Origin of the sequence: Rossellomorea sp. DA94 (assembly GCF_029834455.1) — a bacterium.
GTDB classification, from domain to species: Bacteria; Bacillota; Bacilli; order Bacillales; family Bacillaceae_B; genus Rossellomorea; species Rossellomorea vietnamensis.
Genome location: NZ_CP122397.1, coordinates 724,867 through 742,534 on the forward strand (window position 1 = coordinate 724,867; position 17,668 = coordinate 742,534).

Genomic DNA, 17,668 nt, shown 5'->3' on the forward strand with positions numbered 1-17,668 from the left:
GTTAAAAACCCCCAAATCTGTTTATCTTTCGTTTCACGAGGTATATAACCAATGTACAATCGTACAACACCATTTAACCAAACATAAGGAGGATTTTATTTATGTCAAACAGTAACAACAACAGTAAAATGAGCTATGAAGAAGCCGGCCGTAAAGGCGGGGAACAGACAGCGAAGAACCATGACAAGGAATTCTACCAGGAGATTGGTGAAAAAGGTGGAGAAGCCACTTCAGATAATCATGATAAGAAATTTTATCAGGAAATCGGAGCAAAAGGCGGAAGTCAGTCCAGCAATTCAAGCAACAGCAACTCGGGTAATTCAAACAGCTCAAACAGCTCAAATAATTCAAACAGCAACAATAACTAGAATCTGAGTCCTTGATGATTTTGTGAAATATGAATGTTTACTAACTTTAAGGAGGATTTTATTATGTCAAACAATAACAATAACAATAATGGTAACAACAACAGCAAAATGAGCTACGAAGAAGCCGGCCGTAAAGGCGGGGAACAAACAGCGAAGAATCATGACAAGGAATTCTACCAGGAGATTGGTGAAAAAGGCGGAGAAACCACGTCGGAGAATCACGATAAGAAGTTTTATCAGGAAATCGGAGCGAAGGGCGGAAGTCAGTCCAGTAACTCAAGCAACTCAAGCAACTCAAGTAATTCAAGCAACTCCAGCCGCTCAAACAATTCAAACAGCAAAAACTAGCACCGGATAAGTTCCGGAAATGAAAGAAGACCTGTCGATCAATAGTGACGACGGGTCTTTTTTTGAGTTTTATTTTTTACAGAGAGGAGCATTTTAAATCGTCTAGTAATGATTCTAACTTGGCTAAAGCGGACGATAGATCCTGGTAGGTTTCTACGGAGTCATGTTGTGTGACGACAAAGACTTTGGATTCATGGGAATAAGAAACCTTCAAGAGGTCAGTATCATGTTCAGAAAATGAATGGGTGATGTCACATTGGGAATAGGTTTCAAGTGTCCGTAAAATAGAGTACAGCTCATTATTTTCTGACATTATCTACATCTCCTTTCAATAAAGGGAAGAATATTTGTCTGATTTTGGATTATTTTAACATGATATAAAGTGGGGGGGAAGGGAGAAAAGTCATGTTTTACATACATGTTAAACTAGCTGGAATGAATGTGGATGAAATGAAAAAAGGGAGCACACCTGCCCCCTCACTTTTTTATTTTAAAAGAAATAAATATAGAAAAGTCAGCCCGCCGACAAGCAGGCCGCTCGATAAAGAGAGCCACTTCCACTTTGTCAGGGGTGCTTTCGTTTTCATCAATATCGTCATCTGCAGGCTGATAGATAAAAAGGCAAGGGTTAGGAGTAGGAGGAGAAGCGTTGAACGATCAAATTGTTCCTTGCCGTATTCAACGAGTGCGTCCCCCCCGATGGCTGAACCGATCACGATGACATAAAGGAAGATGAACGCAGCTTTTTTCACTCTTATCCCACCTTTCCAAACAGATAGACGAGGGTGAAGATCAAGACCCATACGAGATCGACGAAGTGCCAGTAAAGGGAAAACACTGAAAGTCTCGTTGAGGTTTCCCGGCAAACCCCTTTCACCCCAAAGTGTATGAGCAGGATCCCCATCCAGATAACCCCTGCCAGGACATGCATTCCATGGGTCCCGACCAATAGGTAGAAGGAGGATAGAAATGGACTTGTGTCCAGTTCAAATCCTTTTTCGTAGTAGTGGATGAACTCCCTTGATTCCATTACTAAAAAGATGCCGCCAAGTAGAAGAGTCAAGAGTAATAGAAGGGAAGTCTTCCTGGTTTCTCCCTTTTCACTCCACCTGACACAGGCAAAAATCGTGAAGCTGCTTGAGAGGAGAAGGACCGTCGAAATCACGACACTCTTCAATTCCAGCATTTCTTCACTGGATGGACCATCGGATAGATGGGATCTAAGGGTTAAATACACCCCGAACAGGGAGGCGAAGATGACGACCTCCGCAGCAATAAAGAACCACATGGCAAGCTTCTTGTCCTGCTCTTGTTCGATTTCAAATGCATGTTGATTCATTATGACCTTTTCCTCCTTTCCGCCCGCAGTTCATCAGGCGTATAAGGGGTCCATGTGCGACCGGCAGTGAAGGATCGTAGCGTCAGCATTCCGATTACACTGATAAAACCGAACCATTGCAGGGGTGGGAAACCAAAGATGAAGCCAAAGGAAGAGACAAAGAGGGCTCCTGCGAGCATCAGTGGTTGTGCCGTAGGATTCGATACGAAAATGACGTCTTCTTCCGCTACCGTACGAATGGTTCCATTCCCTTCCTGCTTTTCATACCAGAGCTGATCAATGGTGGTGACGAGTGGACGCTTGATGAAATTGCCCAGGGGGGGTGGTGATGGAATCGACCATTCAAGGGTCCGTCCCTCCCACGGGTCACCGGTTAGGTCCCGCTTTTCATTCCGGTAACTCCAGAAAATATTCCAAAGAAAGATCATCACGGCCAGCGCCATGAGGAAGGCTCCGATTGTGCTGATGAGATTCAGTGTCCCTAATCCGTCGCTTTTTAAATACGTAAACACGCGGCGGGGCATTCCGTTCAACCCCATGAGATGCATCGGGAAGAAGGTAACATGAAAGCCGATGGTGAACAGCCAGAAATGCCATTTTCCCAAAGCCTCATTGAGTAGGAAGCCGAACATTTTCGGCCACCAGTAATAGACTCCTGCAAAGATCCCGAGAACCGTACCTCCGACGATCACATAGTGAAAGTGACCGACGACGAAATAACTGTCGTGATACTGATAATCGGCAGGTGCTGCTGAAAGCATGACACCGGTGGCCCCACCGATGAGGAAGGTGGGGATGAATGCCAGTGAAAACAACATGGCGGTCTTAAACCTGATGACCCCTCCTCTGAGTGTGAAGAGCCAGTTGAAAATCTTAATGCCTGTCGGAACTGCAATGGACATGGTGGACAGTGCGAATATGGCATTGGAGATCGGTCCGAGCCCCACGGTGAACATGTGATGGATCCATACCATGAATCCGAGAAAACCTATCAGGACAAGGGCAAACACCATGGCTGGATAGGCAAACAGATTACGTCTTGAGAAGGTGGTGATCACATCGGAAAAGATGCCAAACGCCGGCAAAATCAAAATGTAAACTTCCGGGTGACCGAAGATCCAGAATAAGTGCTGCCATATGATGGGGTTTCCTTCTGTCCCTGTGAGAAAAGCCGTCCCATACACCCGGTCCATCGTCAGTAGTAACAGGGCGACGGTCAAAGCGGGAAAGGCAAATAAAATCAGGATCGATGTCACAAAGGAAGACCACGTAAATAGTGGCATTCTCATAAAAGTGAGCCCTGGAGCCCGTTTGCGAATGATCGTCACCAAAAAGTTAATGGCGGACATGATCGTCCCGGCTCCGGCGATCTGGATCCCAATGGCGTAATAATCAAGTCCGGGTCCCGGGGTATACACATCGAGGCTTAAGGGGGCAAAGCCCGTCCAGCCTGCAGAAGGCGATCCACCGAGAACGAAGCTGATATTTACCAATGCCCCTCCGACCAGAAACAGCCAAAAGCTCAACAAGTTGAGGTGGGGGAACGCCAAGTCCCTGGCTCCGATTTGAAGGGGGACGGCGACATTCATCAGCCCGATCAATAACGGCATGGCGACGAAGAAGATCATCGTCGTTCCGTGTGTGGTCATCATTTGGTTATACTTTTCTCCCTGGAAGACCCAGAATTGATTCTCAGGAAGTGCGAGCTGAAGCCTTATGATCAAAGCATCGAGACCACCGCGAAGGAAGAAGGCTCCTCCTGCCGCAAGATATAAGATGCCGACTTTATAATGGTGAGTGGAGGTTGCCCATTCCCAGGCCCACTTCCACTTTTTATAACGGCTCAACAAGAACAGGGCAGCCGCGGCCATGAGGATGATCGAGATGTCTGCTGCAACGATATCAGAGGGGAATACGAATTCCCGTCCGAAAAGGGTGTACTTGATATCCATATTCTCCACCTCCTATTCTAATTGGGAAAGATACGTGCTTAAGGCGTTCAGGTCTTCTTCTGTGAGGTCAGGAAATGGAGGCATGTTGACGTCCGGTTTGAATGAGGACGGGTCCCTGATCCATTTCTTCCTATTTTCGTCTGTGTTGGGTAGAACATTCCCGATCCGCTCTTTACCGGCCATTCCGGAAAGATTCGGTCCTTTGCTTCTTTCTGAAGGTGATACGGCATGACAGGTCAAGCACTTGGAGATAAACAGTTTCTCTCCTTTTTCAGATGCCGTGGACACCGCATCTGGTGCTTTTTTCTTCTGTTCCTGGTCGATCCATTGAGCGAACTCCCTTTCTCCGACTGCTTGGACCTGGAATCTCATATAGGAATGGGAAGCCCCGCATAACTCGGCACATTGCCCTTTGTAGACGCCTTCCTTAGAGGCATTCAACGTCAGTGTATTCGTCTTTCCTGGTATGAGATCTTTTTTTCCGCCAAGCCTTGGCATCCAGAAGGAGTGAATGACATCGCCGGAATTTAACTGGATTACGACAGGCCGATCCACTGGTATGTATGCTTCGTTCGTCAGGGTAATGCCCTGATCGGGGTAGTGGACCTCCCACCAATATTGGTGTCCCGTGACCTCAATCTTCAGTGGGTTATCACTGTTTTCAGCTGATTCGGCGAGGGAAAACGTTCCCTTAACGGTAGGGACGGCGAGGATCACCAATAAGAGAATAGGAATGACGGTCCATGTCACCTCAAGCTTCTTATTCCCTTTGACGTATGACGGTGTGACATGTCGGCGCTCCGGCGTTTCCCGATACTTCCATGTGAAGTATACGAACATGGAAAACACGACAAAAAAGACCAGCAGCATGATGGCAATGGAAATTTGGAATAAGTTCAATTGAAGTTCGGCCACGGTTCCTTTCGGATCGAGGACTTTAAAAGAGCTGCAGCCTGTGAGGAAAACTACGGCCGGCAATATAGCGAAACGAAGACGTTTCATGGAATCCCCCTTTCTTTATTTCTCCTGTATCGTCCCTGAAGATAGGACGGTAAGCCTTTCCATACATACCCTACCTCTAATTTCCATCAATTAAACGAAAAATTTAGAAAATAGTGGAGATTAGGGTATTTGTACCATCACGAAGAATAATATCTCTTGGTTGGCAAACACTATGGTCAAAATATAACCTGCATTCAGAGTCCTCTTCGATCATCTATGAGGGCGTTTTTTAAAAAGGGGATAGTGTATGCAAGAACGATATGATCAGATAAGGGAAAAGTCTCTGGCAGTGACCCGGGAGAATATTAATTATTGGCTCGAGTATTGTTTTCTAACTCCTCGCTGGTGGTTCATCCTCACTCTTTTCATCCTGACCTGGGTAGTGTTTGTCTATTTAACGAGAAACGAAACGAATAAGCCAAAACTGCTATTCCTGGGACTTGTATGGATCATCGTTGCCGCCAATTTAGACGGATATGGATTTGACCTTGGGATGTGGGGATACCCTGGACAACTGATTCCGATTCTGCCGAAAGCATACTTATTCGACTATGCCTTGATCCCAGTCACTTTCATGCTGGTATATAGATATTTTCCTAAAGGGAAGCCGTTCTTTTATGCCACCCTCATTCTTTCGGGAGGAGCATCGTTTATTGGAGAAACGGTATTTGAATGGTTACAAATTTACAAGACCTATCACTGGAAGATGTGGTGGTCATTTGTGATTTATTTTGTTCTTTCCTATTTGATCAGAGGAGTGGTGGAGTACATTTTCAGAAAAGGCGATCCAATCGGATGATTGAATCGTGTCCATAATGGGTAGGGAAGCTAACGTTAGTGTTGGCTTTTTTTAATCGGGGGATTGGAAGGGAATACCATCATCCTTGCTATCTAGTAAAACAATCTGTATCGTAGAAGGAAAAGGAGTGATAAAGTGAATGTTTCAATTGCAGAAGTAGATTATAAAGAAGTCATGGAATATTCACGGGATCCACTCATCATTCATACGGACTATAAGGTCCTGTACATAAATCATGCAGCGGAAGAGTTCTTCAGGAGCAACAAAGAGAGCATGATCGGTGCGAGCCCCCTCGATATTTTCCAGGAAAGCTCAAAGGCTGCCATCAGTCGGCGAATTCAATCTGCGTATGGAAAGCCGGCGGATGTCATTGAAGAGACCGTCTTCCGGATGGACGGGACGAGAGTGGAGGTGGAATTGTATTGCCACCCTGTGAAATTCGGGGATACGAAGGCGATCCAAACATACGTCTGGGATATCACGAGTCGGAAAGAAACAGAAAAGAATCAACATGACATGAATGAAGAAATCAATGAATTGTCAGCGACCATCGTACCGTTGATCGATGATGTGGCGGTTCTTCCGCTAAGAGGGAAGATAAATCAAGTGAAAGCGATGACGCTCCTCGATTTAATTCCGGGGAAAGTAAGGGACCAAAACGTCAATCGCTTAATCATTGATTTTTCCGGTGTTTATACGCTTGATCGCATGGTCATCGACTATCTTTTCAAGATTACGAACGTATTATCCCTGCTCGGTGTGCATTCCATCATATCAGGAATAAGACCCGAATTAGCCGTTGAAGCGATCGAGGTGGGGATCGATTTATCCGCGATTCCAACGGTGGCTACCGTTAAAGAAGCCCTGGCGCAAATCGGCATGACCTTACAAGAACAGAATGAATCATAGGGAAAGCCCCCAAAGATCACTCTATTGGGGGCTAGGAACTGTGTTCATTAATTGGTTTGATCCGCAAGTTTTACTAACACATGAGCCATATGCTCACGCTCTTCCTTATTGGCTACATGCCACATCTCATTCAGTACCTTCTGTTCCCGATTACGCGGTTCCTCATGCTCCGCCAAATAGTCGGCCACGCGTTTAGCCCCTTTTGAAAGAGCCTCTTCACTCAGTCCGAGTTTTTCTCCTTTATGAACCTGATCTCCCAAATAGTCCTTGAACGAGTCGAAATGCTGCAGAATGTCTTCCTTTTTGTCTTCATTCATATTTGCCGCTGCTTGTTTTGGATCGTGTGCGATAATGAATTCCTCCTTTAGTTGGTTGTAGTAGTGTGTTTCCCTTTTAGAAGTAGATTAAACAGCTAAGAACATATTGAAGCTTCATTTTAAGAAAATATTGGAATAATTCTTCTTTCGGTGTAAAATTACACTATATAAATAGTGTGAAGTAGGTGAGTCGAATTGAAGAAGGTTCTTTATTCTTTGGTGGGTGCACTGCTTATGTGCCTTTGTATATTCAATTTTACTAACATCTTGAGTAATACAATTTCGTGGGAAACCTTCCTAATGGCCGGTTTCTTATCCTTAATTGTAAACGGTCTTTTCATCAGGGTCTGGCGCCTTAAAGGAGTTTTTTTAAAAGGTGGAATGTATCCTAGTGCCCTCTATCAGGTCATCTTTATGGTCGTGATTGGCTTTCAAATCATCACAGTCTCTGACAAACCTGGGATGGATTGTCTCCCTACGTGACGCTTGTACTGGTTTCTCTAGTGCATGGATGCGTACTGTTGTTGATGGTGAAATGGAATAAAAAGCTACTGTAGTTGGCGAATGAGAGAAATCAAATTAAATGGTAAAGTTTTATTGTGAAATAGTTCACAATATCTTTGTGGAGGGTTACCCCGTGAATAAAATCAAAGCGGCACTTTATACGAGCCTGATCCTTTCAACGTTCATGATGGTCATAAGCATAATGGACGGAGGGCTCTGGATTTTTCCGATTGTTCTGATCTATGCTTTGGCCGGAAACGTTGCGTATGGAATTCCTGTGTCCCTGCTGTCTGATTGGTTGACGAAAAAGATGGGGAAAGGGCGATTGATGACCGCAGGATTTATCCATGCTTTATTTGGCGGTCTTACATACTTTGTGATCAACGGGTTTGCCTGGTTTGCGGTCATTTGTGCCGTTATCTTTTTTTTCATTGATGAACGGTTGAAAAGGAAGCAAGGGTCTAATATTGATCCGGATAACAAGAGGTTTTACATGAAATTAGGAAGCGTTGTTTTTGTTTTATCTGCCGTGATTGTGGTTGAAAATTGGATACCTGGTAAGGAGAAGGAAGAAGGGATCAAGTCTCAGTACCTCATCCCAGAAGGACATGAGGGGACAATCGTTGTTTTCTATGGTGTTGTGGATCAGCCGGCACTTGAAAAAGAGGATGGGTTTTCCATCGTTCCAGTCGGGATTGAAAGTTTGCCTACCCTTATGAGGACGGATATTGAACGATACGGAGTCTATCGGACTTCGACAAAAGATCAAGTACATCATGTGAGTGAAAATCAATATTTCTATGTGGATGAAGAAGGGAACCGGGTTCTGATAGAGGATGAGTGCATTTATCTTAGCGGAGGCGGCAGGGTGACTCAATCCGACGGGGGTGAGATGACGTACGATGAATTCCAAGTGACGAATTCTTCATGCGGGGAAGACTTCCATCTAAACGGAAATGAACGATACTCAGCACAGGGATGGGAAATAGAAAAATATTATGAAGAGTATGGGGAGCGTGACCAATGAGTCGGGCTTCTTTTTTAAGGGGATTGAGATTATGACTGCAATTTGAAATAATTGGTAGAGACAAAGTTTAGGAGGTTACAATGGACAATCAATCATTTAGAGCAGCTCTTGACGCATTTTTACGAGCATGGGAGAATTCATCGCTCATAGAATTGGAAACATTCATTTCTGTAGACTATCAAGCGAGGGAAGTCAGGGATGGAGACATCGAGGCATTTGGATATGAGGAATCGGTAGAAGGATGGAGGCAGGGATTTGCCTACGTAAAAGGACACCAGGCAGAATGGGACATCCGCGAAGTGTCGGTCATTCCAATGAAAGAGGATGAAACGATGGTCATTCTCTACGCCACCATCGTACTGGACGGAAAACCAATGGAAACCGGAAACATGTTCTTCAACACTTTTAAGAAACGAGAAGAAGGTTGGAAGCTGGTGAGGAGTTATATTGAGACGGGGGTTTCTATTAGAGGGACGGACCTCAAAAGCGGTCTCTGAGAGTTGGGGAATGGGGAGATTTGAGGTCCGTCCCTCAATGTTTTTTTACTGAAGGCGGCATTTTTGCTGAGAGAAATGGATAAATGAAAGAATAATCGTTTATAAGGAGTACATAAGATGGGTTCAAATCGCGGTGTTGAAACTGAAAAGAAAGTAGTCTTTACTGTTTTGGGTCTCTTTGCTGTTTGTGTGATCGGATTTGGGATTTATGCAGTCTATTGGGCATTTTATGATATGAACAGGCTGCCGGAAGGTGAGTTTCTGACAGAAGAAGCATCTCCTGATGGGAAATACACGCTGCGGGCATATGTCACGAATGGGGGAGCAACGACTTCCTATGGGGTTAGAGGAGAATTGGTTGATAACGAAAAAGAGAACAAGACGAAAAATATTTATTGGAACTATCGGGAAGAGACGGCCGAGATTTCGTGGACTGATAAGGATACGGTCGTGATCAATGGAGTAACGCTGAATGTTCCTGGTGAAGAATTTGATTTCCGGCATCAATGAAGATGATCTGGGCCACTTTTTCCCTGTGAAAAATGATATCGAAATCATTGATATAACTGGGATTTCCCCATGTCAACGTGGGGTTGCGGGTGTGTGCAACGATTCCGTTCTTTACGTTTGAAAGATGATGGGCAACAATGAAACTATCAACAGCGAAAGGTGACTGATGGAATGGTTTTCGGTGAGAAGTTAAAGAGGGAGAGAACAAATAAAGGGTGGTCCCAGGGTGAATTGGCAGAGCAATTGTTTGTCAGCAGACAATCGGTTTCGAAATGGGAGAACGGTCAGAATTATCCGAGTATCGAAATCATTATCCGATTGAGCGACTTGTTCGGAGTGACAATTGATGAACTATTGAGGAGTGATGAAGAGTTGAAGGAGAAGGTCATTCAAGACAGTAAACAACTCGCTTATCCGAGGGTTAAATTTATGTTCGATGTGTTGTTTTTAATAGGTTTCATATTACTTGTCATCAAATTGATCGTCCTGGGGGTGAATCATTTCACCCCGATGGCTGCGACTTTATATGGCGGTTCATTTTTGTGGAATTTCGGTCCACTGATTCTTATGCTTGGAGGGGGATTCGGTTCTGGTGTGGTGAAGGATAAGTATAGGAAGGAGTAGGGGAGATTTATATTAATAATAAAATCATCAACTAAAAGGGGCTTCACAGCCTCTTTTTTTCATGCCAAGAAATTTGAGTTCCCCGTCCAGGTTTGGAATAATGAATAGTGAAAAAACTCATTGGAAAACAGGGAGGTCAACATGAAAACAGGGAGGTCAACATGAAAACAGTCATAGCATTCAGCGGTGGAAAGGATTCCACTCTGGCATTATATAACATACAGCAAAATCCTGAGTACGAGGTGGATTCGCTCCTCGTGACGCTGACGGAAGGGTTCGACAGGGTGTCGATCCATGGTGTGCGATACGAGATGTTGAAGCGGCAATCGAAGTCTCTTGGAATTCCACTGAGAGAGGTGTGGATCCCTCAGGATTGTCCGAATGAAGTGTATCAGGATCGGATGGGGAAAGCCGTTTCCGGGATGCTGGAGGACGGGGTCACGCATATGGTCTTCGGAGATATCCATCTTGCGGATGTACGGGCATATCGGGAGAAGATGCTTGAAGGGACAGGTATTACGCCGGTTTTTCCATTGTGGGGTCGGGACGTAGGGGAACTGGGTCGTGAATTTATCGAGCGTGGATTTAAGACGGTGCTCACCTGTATCGATATGGAACAGCTGGATCGGTCGTTTGCCGGAAGAGTATACGACGCGGATTTTCTAAGAGACTATCCTGAGAACTGTGATGTGTGCGGGGAAAATGGAGAGTTCCATACATTTGTGTTTGACGGTACGAACTTTGAGTTTCCGATCCGGTACGAGCTCGGGAAGGAGAGAGTGACGCCGGACATGGTGACGGGCCGGGACCGCTTTTTGTATAGGGATGTGGTCCCGAAGTGATTCGGATATAGGAATCGCTGATATATTCCTAGATTCGCTGATATATTCGGAATTCCGCTGATAAAATCAATTTTTCGCTGATATATTGAAAATTTCGCTGATAAGTGACTCCTGGGAGCCCTTTTCACATAAAAGTATATTTCTAGTAAGGAAGTGTTCACATGAAACTACACCACATCACCATTAAGGGGGACGGACCTCTAAACGAAGATGCGTTGATCTTCAATGAGGGACAGTCCCTATTCGGTGTCGCGGACGGGGTATCATCCCTGGTCCCCTTCACCTCAAAAGAACATCTGACAGGAGGCTACATCGCCTCCCAGACGGTGAAGGATGCGCTTGAATCCATAGAGTCGGGGGATCAGTCACTCTATGAAGCACTGACCAGAACCAATGAACGTTTACATATGAAAATGACAGACTATCAAATTGACGGCAATCGGAAGGAACATCTGTGGGGTACGGCCCTTGCAACAGTCCGCGTTGGGGATAGCGGGATTGAGTTCATCCAGACCGGGGATTGCATGATCCTCGCCGTCTATGAAAGTGGGGAGGTCCGTCCCTTGACGAGGCTGCAGGTAGAGCATCTGGAAGAGACGGCGATTGAAATGTGGAGGGAATGCATCAGGAGAGGATTCAGAAAGAAGGATGAAATTATGCCCCATGTGAAGGAGCAGCTGATTGCGAACCGACAGCTGAGCAATGCGGAAGGGGGATATGGTGTCCTGAATGGGGAACCGGAAGCGGTCAAGTATTTTGAATACGGGAAAATCAACAAGGTCGGGCTGAGCCACCTGATCCTCTTGACCGATGGATTATTCCTTCCGGCGGAATCAATCCCAGAGGGGGAACCGTATTGGGAATTCACAGCGTGCAGTATCCTTGAAAAAGGAATCGAGAAATATGCTGCCGACCTGATCGACCTCGAAGAATCAGACCCCGAATGCATCACCTACCCAAGATTCAAGAAAAGCGACGACAAAGCCGGCATCGTCATGGACTTCGGGGGAGGGTCCTAGGAGAGGGACGGACCTCCAAACCCGTCCAAAAGAATCTCCACTCAAGGCAAAAAGAGGTCCGTCCCTCAAAAAGGGACGAACCTCTCAATCTCTCTTTAGTTCCGGATCATATAGTCAAACGCGCCAAGTGCGGCGGTTGCTCCTGATCCCATGGAGATGATGATTTGGTTATATGCACTGTCTGTACAGTCTCCTGCAGCGAATACACCAGGGACGTTGGTGGCACCGTGTTTGTCTACGATGATTTCACCGAATTTCGTACGGTCTACAAGGTCGCCAAGCCAGTCTGTGTTTGGTACAAGACCGATTTGGACGAATACACCTTGCAGTTCGACGTGCTTCTCTTCAAGAGTTTCACGGTCCTTGTAAGTGATACCGTTCACTTTATCTGTACCCGTGATTTCCTGGGTTTGAGCGTTTGTGATGACTGTCACGTTCGGCAGGCTGTAAAGACGTTTTTGCAGCACGTCGTCGGCTTTCAGTTCAGCGTTGAACTCAAGGACCGTGACATGCTTGACGATTCCTGCAAGGTCGATGGCTGCTTCGATACCGGAGTTTCCTCCGCCGATGACAGCGACATCTTTCCCTTCAAAGAGTGGACCGTCACAGTGAGGGCAGTATGCCACTCCCTTGTTCTTGAACTTCTCTTCACCAGGAACGCCGATGTTGCGCCAGCGTGCACCTGTCGAGATGATCAGGCTCTTACTCTTTAGGACTGCGCCGTTTTCAAGCTCAAGCTCCACAAGATCTTTCTTCTCGAGGCGTTTTGCGCGCTGAAGATTCATGACATCGATGCCATAATCCTTCACGTGCTCTTCAAGACTTGCCACAAGTTTCGGACCTTCTGTCTGCTTCACGCTGATAAAGTTCTCGATGCTCATCGTGTCAAGGACCTGACCGCCGAAGCGTTCAGCAACGATTCCTGTACGGATTCCTTTACGTGCCGCATAAATCGCCGCACTGGATCCCGCAGGTCCGCCACCGACGACAAGGACGTCATACGGATCTTTATCCGATAGCTCATCCGCACCGGGACCTTCCACGATTTTAGAAAGAATTTCTTCTAACGTTGTACGTCCGCCGTTGAAGAATTCAGCATTTAAGTATACTGCTGGAACAGCCATAACGTTCTTGCGTTCCACTTCTTCCTTAAACGCAGCTCCATCGATCATCGTGTGCGTGATGTTCGGATTCAGGACACTCATGATGTTCAGTGCCTGCACCACATCAGGACAGTTGTGACAGCTTAGGCTGACATACGTCTCGAAGTGGTGTTCACCTTTGACGCTCTTGATCTGGTCAATGACGCTTTGATCCACTTTTGGCGCTCTGCCGCTCACTTGAAGGAGGGCAAGAACCAGGGAAGTGAATTCATGTCCAAGAGGGATCCCGGCAAAAGTAATACCGGTCTCCTCACCAGGACGATTCACGCTGAAGCTTGGTGTTCTTGTCAGTTCTGCTTTTTCCACTGAGATGCGGGATGACATGGAAGAGAGCTCCTCTACAAGAGCGAGCATCTCCTTCGACGTGTCATCGTCACCTGCACTGACTTTCAGGACGATGTCACCTTCCATCATCTGCAGGTACTGTTCTAATTGTGCTTTAATATCTGCTTCGAGCATGTTTAGCACTCCTTATAATTTACCAACTAGGTCAAGGCTTGGCTTAAGTGTTTCAGAACCTTCCTGCCATTTAGCCGGGCAAACTTCGCCTGGGTTGTTGCGCACATATTGTGCAGCCTTGATTTTGCTAACTAAGATATCTGCGTCACGGCCGATTCCGCCAGCGTTGATTTCAACTGCTTGGATGACGCCATCCGGGTCGATGATGAATGTTCCGCGGTCAGCAAGACCATCTTCTTCATTCAATACATCGAAGCCGCGAGTGATACGTTGTGACGGGTCACCGATCATTGCGTATTTGATTTTACCGATTTTTTCAGAGCTGTCGTGCCAGCCTTTATGTGTAAAGTGAGTGTCCGTAGAAACTGAGTACACTTCTACGCCAAGCTCTTTAAGAGTTTCATAGTTATTCTGAAGGTCTTCAAGCTCTGTCGGGCATACAAATGTGAAGTCCGCAGGGTAGAAGCAGAAAATGCTCCATTGACCTTTCAGGCTTTCGTCTGTAACAGTGATGAACTCACCGTCTTTGAATGCTTCTGCTTTAAATGGTACGACTTGTGAACCGATTAATGACATAGTGTAAATTCCTCCTAGTAGTGGTTGTGATTGAGAATCATTAACAGATTGTAATAATTCTAATTCGATATTCATTATTATATAAATGCGTTTTTTTGTCAAGGGAAAAGATTCTGTTTTAGAAGAGGGGGATTTTATGTTCAAAAAAGCAATGATATTACTATTCTTGCTCTTACTTTTTCCACTACAGATCAATGCCGAAACATCCGAGGTGATACAAGAAGGAAGTGTGGGCGGTTTCCATTATCAAATGAGCATGGAAGGTCGTACGCTAACTTGGGAAATCGGGCATGAGAAACGTAAGAAGACGTTCCAGGAAAATAGTGAAAACGAAGAGTCACTGGAGAGTTTTCGTAAAGCGGTAAATGAAGCGTCAGGTCACCGATTCACCATGATCATATCGGCTGTATATGTTGTCATTGTCTGCATCACGACAATGATTGTTTATAAAAAAACAAAACATGTTCCTAGGTTAGCTTCGATCCTCATTGCCTGTATGGGTGGTCTTGGGCTATTTTTTGCACTGATGAATTATATGGATATGCGGGCTGCTCTTCAGGATGCAGGGTATTATTATGCAGTGTTGTTGGAGTAAGGTCGAATATGTAGGAAGGGAAAAAACATATGAACAAGAAGAGGTAGAAAGAAGTTCATGGGAACCATGAGCTTCTTATTTGCGTATTTTTGAAAAAAAATTAAAAAGTCAGTTGCAAAATGACACTCGTGTCGATATACTAAGATTAAGAAAACGACACTAATGTCATTTTTAATAAAGGGGCGATGGGAAATGGGATCTTCTTTGCGGAAAAATAAGGGGTTCATCACGTTGATGACGGCGCAGGCGATTTCGGGTTTGGGTGATTGGTTAAGTATTGTGGCGATCATTACGCTGGTTGGGTTAAAATGGGAAGCAACACCGATGCAGATGTCGTTGATCATCTTGAGCCTGGCGCTGCCGATGGCTTTATTCGGACCGATCACGGGAACGATTGCAGATCGGATGGAGAGGAAGACGCTGATGGTGTTTTCCGATGTGGTGAGGGGTGTGCTGATTCTGCTCCTGACGCTTGCCACGAATGTGTGGATGGTGTACGGCTGTTTGTTCCTGACGGGGATCTTCTCCTCAGTGTTCATTCCGGCAAAGAATGGAAAGTTGAAGGAGCTTGTGGCAGATGAGAACATCAAGGGGGCCATGTCGCTTTCGTCCACCATCGATTCGGGCACAAAGGTCATCGGACCCCTCGTGAGCGGGATCCTGGTGTCCTTGATCGGAACATACAACGTCTTCTATCTGGACTCCGCCACCTTCTTCCTGTCGGCGATCTTCATCTTCCTTTTGCCAAAAGCCGTGAAAGAAGTGAAAGTGGAAGAGGAGAAGAGGGACGGACCTTCCTTCAAAGAGGAAATCAAAGTCGGATTCTCATTCATTAAGAAAAGCCGTTTCTTATTATATGGATTGTTTTTGCTCGGGATCAGCTTACTGATCCTTCAATTATCGGACTCTCAATTCATTGTCCTGCTTCGTCAATTGACGGATGTTTCACCGAATCTCTTGGGATATCTCGTAGCAAGTGCAGGTGTCGGAATGCTGATCACAGGGATTTATCTGTCGAAAAAGACCGATTATAACGCCTTCGTCTATATGTGTGTTGGGGTATTCGGAATCGGGTTGGGGTTTGGTCTGATGGGGGTCCTGACGCATTATGACCTCAGCCTGTCAATGCTGTGGGTTCCCGCGTTGGGCTTGATGGCAGGGGCATCTGCCGGCCTCGTCTTCATCCCGTTCCAGGCAGCGACCCAGGAGAAGACACCGGTTCATATGACGGGCAGGGTATTCGGAGTCGTCAACAGCACGACGACGACGGCCACGATCATCGGACCGCTCGCAGGGGGAGCACTTGCCACCGTGATCGGGATCATCCCGTCTTTCATCATCACCGGTTCATTATTGATCGTATTATTCTTCGTATCCATTGCAGTAAAGCATAAAGTAGAGGAGGAGACGGATGTCACCGAAAGTCAGTCAGGAGCACAAGGAGCAACGCCGCTCTAACTTATTGAAAGCCGCACGGGAAGTCTTCTGCGAGCACGGCTATGAAAACACGACCATGAAGCATGTCATGGAGCGGGCCGGTGTAAGCAGAGGAGGATTGTATCAATACTTTGAAAATAAAGAGGATCTCTTTGAAGCCTTGATTGCCGGAGAGCAGTTGGAGGTCATCGAAGGAAGCATCCAGGCCATGCTGAAACAACAGGGATCGTACTGGGATGTCCTGCTCATGAGCTTCCTCGGGGAAAGCAAGGAGGCAACCAATGACATGGACGCTCTGGCCCCTTCAAAGCTAGAGTATTTTATCACGGGACGCAATGTTGAAAGCAGGAGGGAACACGCGAGGAAACGTTTCCTTCAGGCCTACCAAATGACCGTCAACATCATCGAAGAAGGCGTCAAGGCAGGGGAATTCTCTCCCCGATTTGATCCTGTAGTGATTGCCAAGAGCATCATCTCCCATATCGATGGGATGGCGGTGGATCATGCCATCCTTGATTCCGAGACGATTCAGTTGAAGGAGCAGACGGAATGGTTGATGGAATACTTGAAGTGGGGATTGGGTGTTGGAGAGTAGAGGAAGATCGCTGATAAAATTGGGATTTCGCTGATATATTAAAAATTCCGCTGTTAAAATCAGGATTTCGCTGATATATCCGATATTCCGCTGATAAATGCATCAATCCCAATACAAAAGGCAATAGGAAAGGCACTCTGGACCAATCGGGTCCTCGGTACCTTTCCCTTTTTCTGCATGCCAGATGCAAAATAAGGAATAATAGTAACGACAAGTAATCAGGAGGTAGAAGAATGACCCACGTATTTGAAGCGATCTCAGCCATTATGAAGAACTTCACAGATGAAGCACCAAAGCCTCCGCTCCATGTCGGAGAGGTGATGGATCTTTGGACCGCATTCACGGCCTTTCACGAAGCCCATGCCCTCTACCAGGTGGGATTGAACACCACGACGGATAAGGATTTGAAACATGTGCTAGAGAGCGCACTGGAAGGAAGCAAGCTGGATACGAAAAAAATTGAGAAACTCCTACTAAAGGAAGGGGTTCCATTGCCCCTGGTCAACCCGCGAAAGCCGTTATCCGAACAAAGCGCCGTGCCGGAAGGGGTCAGGCTGACCGATGACGAGATTGCGAATCTCATCTCAGCCAAAGTGGCAGCATCCATCACCTATTGCGCCCAGGCCATGTCAAAGACCGTCCGGACCGATGTCGGGCTGATGTTCTTTTCCATTCAAATCAACTTGATGAAATTCGCTGCTCCGTTGAAGAACTTGATGATCTCGAGGGGGTGGCTCAGAGTCCCGCCGTTTTACATTCCTCCTGGGGCTCCGGAGAGAAAGTAGG

Annotated in this window: 21 protein-coding genes and 1 pseudogene; 14 read left to right on the top strand and 8 right to left on the bottom strand. The window is 46.1% G+C overall.

Features of this window, described 5'->3' with window-relative positions; all coding sequences use genetic code 11:
• Positions 1–101: 101 nt before the first annotated feature.
• Both P8596_RS03800 and P8596_RS03805 read left to right on the top strand, forming a co-directional pair.
• Positions 102–368, top strand: coding sequence for a KGG domain-containing protein (locus tag P8596_RS03800; RefSeq protein ID WP_481900317.1), 267 nt, complete (start codon positions 102–104; stop codon positions 366–368).
• A 63-nt stretch (positions 369–431) separates the two neighbouring features.
• Positions 432–647: pseudogene (locus P8596_RS03805) on the top strand (KGG domain-containing protein); the annotation flags it as partial.
• 145 nt (positions 648–792) lie between these two features.
• Here the strand turns inward: P8596_RS03805 and P8596_RS03810 are convergent.
• The 5 genes from P8596_RS03810 to coxB form a co-directional block, all read right to left on the bottom strand.
• Positions 793–1,029 (bottom strand): hypothetical protein, encoded by a 237-nt coding sequence (locus tag P8596_RS03810; RefSeq protein WP_279725958.1) that lies wholly within the window; start codon positions 1,027–1,029, stop codon positions 793–795.
• 172 nt (positions 1,030–1,201) lie between these two features.
• Positions 1,202–1,468, bottom strand: coding sequence for a hypothetical protein (locus tag P8596_RS03815; protein WP_279725960.1), 267 nt, complete (start codon positions 1,466–1,468; stop codon positions 1,202–1,204).
• A gap of 2 nt (positions 1,469–1,470) precedes the next feature.
• Positions 1,471–2,055 (bottom strand): cytochrome c oxidase subunit 3, encoded by a 585-nt coding sequence (locus P8596_RS03820; RefSeq protein WP_279725962.1) that lies wholly within the window; start codon positions 2,053–2,055, stop codon positions 1,471–1,473.
• Positions 2,055–3,926, bottom strand: a complete 1,872-nt coding sequence (locus tag P8596_RS03825) for a cytochrome c oxidase subunit I (protein WP_279726957.1) — start codon at positions 3,924–3,926, stop codon at positions 2,055–2,057. The genes P8596_RS03820 and P8596_RS03825 overlap by 1 nt, the downstream gene beginning before the upstream one ends.
• 93 nt (positions 3,927–4,019) lie before the next feature.
• The gene (gene coxB, locus P8596_RS03830; RefSeq protein WP_279725963.1) at positions 4,020–5,009 is read right to left on the bottom strand and encodes a cytochrome c oxidase subunit II; all 990 of its coding nucleotides are present in this window, start codon (positions 5,007–5,009) and stop codon (positions 4,020–4,022) included.
• Positions 5,010–5,256: 247 nt separating this feature from the next.
• Here coxB and P8596_RS03835 point away from each other — a divergent pair, with 247 nt between their 5' ends.
• Together P8596_RS03835 and P8596_RS03840 are read left to right on the top strand one after the other, a co-directional pair.
• Positions 5,257–5,808: a CBO0543 family protein gene (locus P8596_RS03835; protein ID WP_224521267.1), complete on the top strand. Its 552-nt coding sequence runs from the start codon at positions 5,257–5,259 to the stop codon at positions 5,806–5,808.
• A 135-nt stretch (positions 5,809–5,943) separates the two neighbouring features.
• Positions 5,944–6,717 (top strand): PAS domain S-box protein, encoded by a 774-nt coding sequence (locus P8596_RS03840; protein ID WP_279725964.1) that lies wholly within the window; start codon positions 5,944–5,946, stop codon positions 6,715–6,717.
• A 47-nt stretch (positions 6,718–6,764) separates the two neighbouring features.
• Here the strand turns inward: P8596_RS03840 and P8596_RS03845 are convergent, their stop codons facing one another.
• Positions 6,765–7,034: a DUF3243 domain-containing protein gene (locus P8596_RS03845; protein WP_254653087.1), complete on the bottom strand. Its 270-nt coding sequence runs from the start codon at positions 7,032–7,034 to the stop codon at positions 6,765–6,767.
• Positions 7,035–7,671: 637 nt separating this feature from the next.
• On the opposite strand from P8596_RS03845, the gene P8596_RS03850 reads away from it, so the two are divergent.
• The 6 genes from P8596_RS03850 (at position 7,672) to P8596_RS03875 (ending at position 12,057) form a co-directional block, all read left to right on the top strand.
• Complete coding sequence (locus P8596_RS03850; protein WP_279725965.1) at positions 7,672–8,565, top strand: DUF6843 domain-containing protein; 894 nt, start codon at positions 7,672–7,674, stop codon at positions 8,563–8,565.
• Positions 8,566–8,645: 80 nt separating this feature from the next.
• Complete coding sequence (locus P8596_RS03855; protein ID WP_279725966.1) at positions 8,646–9,062, top strand: nuclear transport factor 2 family protein; 417 nt, start codon at positions 8,646–8,648, stop codon at positions 9,060–9,062.
• Positions 9,063–9,179: 117 nt separating this feature from the next.
• On the top strand, positions 9,180–9,572 hold the full coding sequence (locus tag P8596_RS03860) for a DUF5412 domain-containing protein (RefSeq protein WP_279725967.1): 393 nt from the start codon (positions 9,180–9,182) through the stop codon (positions 9,570–9,572).
• 171 nt (positions 9,573–9,743) lie between these two features.
• Entirely contained in the window at positions 9,744–10,196 is a 453-nt protein-coding gene (locus P8596_RS03865) for a helix-turn-helix domain-containing protein (RefSeq protein WP_224521260.1), read from the top strand.
• Between the two features lie 161 nt (positions 10,197–10,357).
• Positions 10,358–11,038 carry an adenine nucleotide alpha hydrolase gene (locus P8596_RS03870; RefSeq protein ID WP_224521259.1) on the top strand — a complete coding sequence of 227 codons (681 nt, stop codon included), beginning with the start codon at positions 10,358–10,360 and terminating at the stop codon, positions 11,036–11,038.
• A gap of 161 nt (positions 11,039–11,199) precedes the next feature.
• Positions 11,200–12,057 carry a protein phosphatase 2C domain-containing protein gene (locus P8596_RS03875; RefSeq protein ID WP_279725969.1) on the top strand — a complete coding sequence of 286 codons (858 nt, stop codon included), beginning with the start codon at positions 11,200–11,202 and terminating at the stop codon, positions 12,055–12,057.
• A 95-nt stretch (positions 12,058–12,152) separates the two neighbouring features.
• Here P8596_RS03875 and ahpF read toward each other — a convergent pair whose 3' ends face one another.
• The gene (gene ahpF, locus P8596_RS03880; protein ID WP_279725971.1) at positions 12,153–13,679 is read right to left on the bottom strand and encodes an alkyl hydroperoxide reductase subunit F; all 1,527 of its coding nucleotides are present in this window, start codon (positions 13,677–13,679) and stop codon (positions 12,153–12,155) included.
• Between the two features lie 12 nt (positions 13,680–13,691).
• The gene (ahpC, locus tag P8596_RS03885; RefSeq protein WP_034761584.1) at positions 13,692–14,255 is read right to left on the bottom strand and encodes an alkyl hydroperoxide reductase subunit C; all 564 of its coding nucleotides are present in this window, start codon (positions 14,253–14,255) and stop codon (positions 13,692–13,694) included.
• 136 nt (positions 14,256–14,391) lie between these two features.
• Here ahpC and P8596_RS03890 point away from each other — a divergent pair, with 136 nt between their 5' ends.
• From P8596_RS03890 to P8596_RS03905, 4 genes are all read left to right on the top strand, one after another.
• Positions 14,392–14,850 (top strand): geobacillin-26 family protein, encoded by a 459-nt coding sequence (locus tag P8596_RS03890; RefSeq protein WP_254653095.1) that lies wholly within the window; start codon positions 14,392–14,394, stop codon positions 14,848–14,850.
• 192 nt (positions 14,851–15,042) lie between these two features.
• Positions 15,043–16,308, top strand: a complete 1,266-nt coding sequence (locus tag P8596_RS03895) for an MFS transporter (protein WP_279725972.1) — start codon at positions 15,043–15,045, stop codon at positions 16,306–16,308.
• Positions 16,262–16,882, top strand: coding sequence for a TetR/AcrR family transcriptional regulator (locus P8596_RS03900; RefSeq protein ID WP_224521254.1), 621 nt, complete (start codon positions 16,262–16,264; stop codon positions 16,880–16,882). Before P8596_RS03895 ends, P8596_RS03900 begins: the two co-directional genes overlap by 47 nt.
• Before the next feature lie 233 nt (positions 16,883–17,115).
• Positions 17,116–17,667 carry a DUF3231 family protein gene (locus P8596_RS03905; protein WP_279725973.1) on the top strand — a complete coding sequence of 184 codons (552 nt, stop codon included), beginning with the start codon at positions 17,116–17,118 and terminating at the stop codon, positions 17,665–17,667.
• Position 17,668 lies beyond the last annotated feature (1 nt).

Bases quoted from the DNA above. Each gene is read 5' to 3' on its own strand.
- P8596_RS03810 (WP_279725958.1), bottom strand. From the start codon at position 1,029: ATGTCAGAAAATAATGAGCTGTACTCTATTTTACGGACACTTGAAACC.
- P8596_RS03890 (WP_254653095.1), top strand. From the start codon at position 14,392: ATGTTCAAAAAAGCAATGATATTACTATTCTTGCTCTTACTTTTTCCA.
- coxB (WP_279725963.1), bottom strand. From the start codon at position 5,009: ATGAAACGTCTTCGTTTCGCTATATTGCCGGCCGTAGTTTTCCTCACA.
- P8596_RS03835 (WP_224521267.1), top strand. From the start codon at position 5,257: ATGCAAGAACGATATGATCAGATAAGGGAAAAGTCTCTGGCAGTGACC.
- P8596_RS03900 (WP_224521254.1), top strand. From the start codon at position 16,262: ATGTCACCGAAAGTCAGTCAGGAGCACAAGGAGCAACGCCGCTCTAAC.
- P8596_RS03820 (WP_279725962.1), bottom strand. From the start codon at position 2,055: ATGAATCAACATGCATTTGAAATCGAACAAGAGCAGGACAAGAAGCTT.
- P8596_RS03860 (WP_279725967.1), top strand. From the start codon at position 9,180: ATGGGTTCAAATCGCGGTGTTGAAACTGAAAAGAAAGTAGTCTTTACT.
- P8596_RS03825 (WP_279726957.1), bottom strand. From the start codon at position 3,926: ATGGCCGCGGCTGCCCTGTTCTTGTTGAGCCGTTATAAAAAGTGGAAG.
- P8596_RS03865 (WP_224521260.1), top strand. From the start codon at position 9,744: ATGGTTTTCGGTGAGAAGTTAAAGAGGGAGAGAACAAATAAAGGGTGG.
- ahpF (WP_279725971.1), bottom strand. From the start codon at position 13,679: ATGCTCGAAGCAGATATTAAAGCACAATTAGAACAGTACCTGCAGATG.
- P8596_RS03875 (WP_279725969.1), top strand. From the start codon at position 11,200: ATGAAACTACACCACATCACCATTAAGGGGGACGGACCTCTAAACGAA.
- P8596_RS03800 (WP_481900317.1), top strand. From the start codon at position 102: ATGTCAAACAGTAACAACAACAGTAAAATGAGCTATGAAGAAGCCGGC.
- P8596_RS03870 (WP_224521259.1), top strand. From the start codon at position 10,358: ATGAAAACAGTCATAGCATTCAGCGGTGGAAAGGATTCCACTCTGGCA.
- ahpC (WP_034761584.1), bottom strand. From the start codon at position 14,255: ATGTCATTAATCGGTTCACAAGTCGTACCATTTAAAGCAGAAGCATTC.
- P8596_RS03855 (WP_279725966.1), top strand. From the start codon at position 8,646: ATGGACAATCAATCATTTAGAGCAGCTCTTGACGCATTTTTACGAGCA.
- P8596_RS03905 (WP_279725973.1), top strand. From the start codon at position 17,116: ATGACCCACGTATTTGAAGCGATCTCAGCCATTATGAAGAACTTCACA.
- P8596_RS03845 (WP_254653087.1), bottom strand. From the start codon at position 7,034: ATGAATGAAGACAAAAAGGAAGACATTCTGCAGCATTTCGACTCGTTC.
- P8596_RS03895 (WP_279725972.1), top strand. From the start codon at position 15,043: ATGGGATCTTCTTTGCGGAAAAATAAGGGGTTCATCACGTTGATGACG.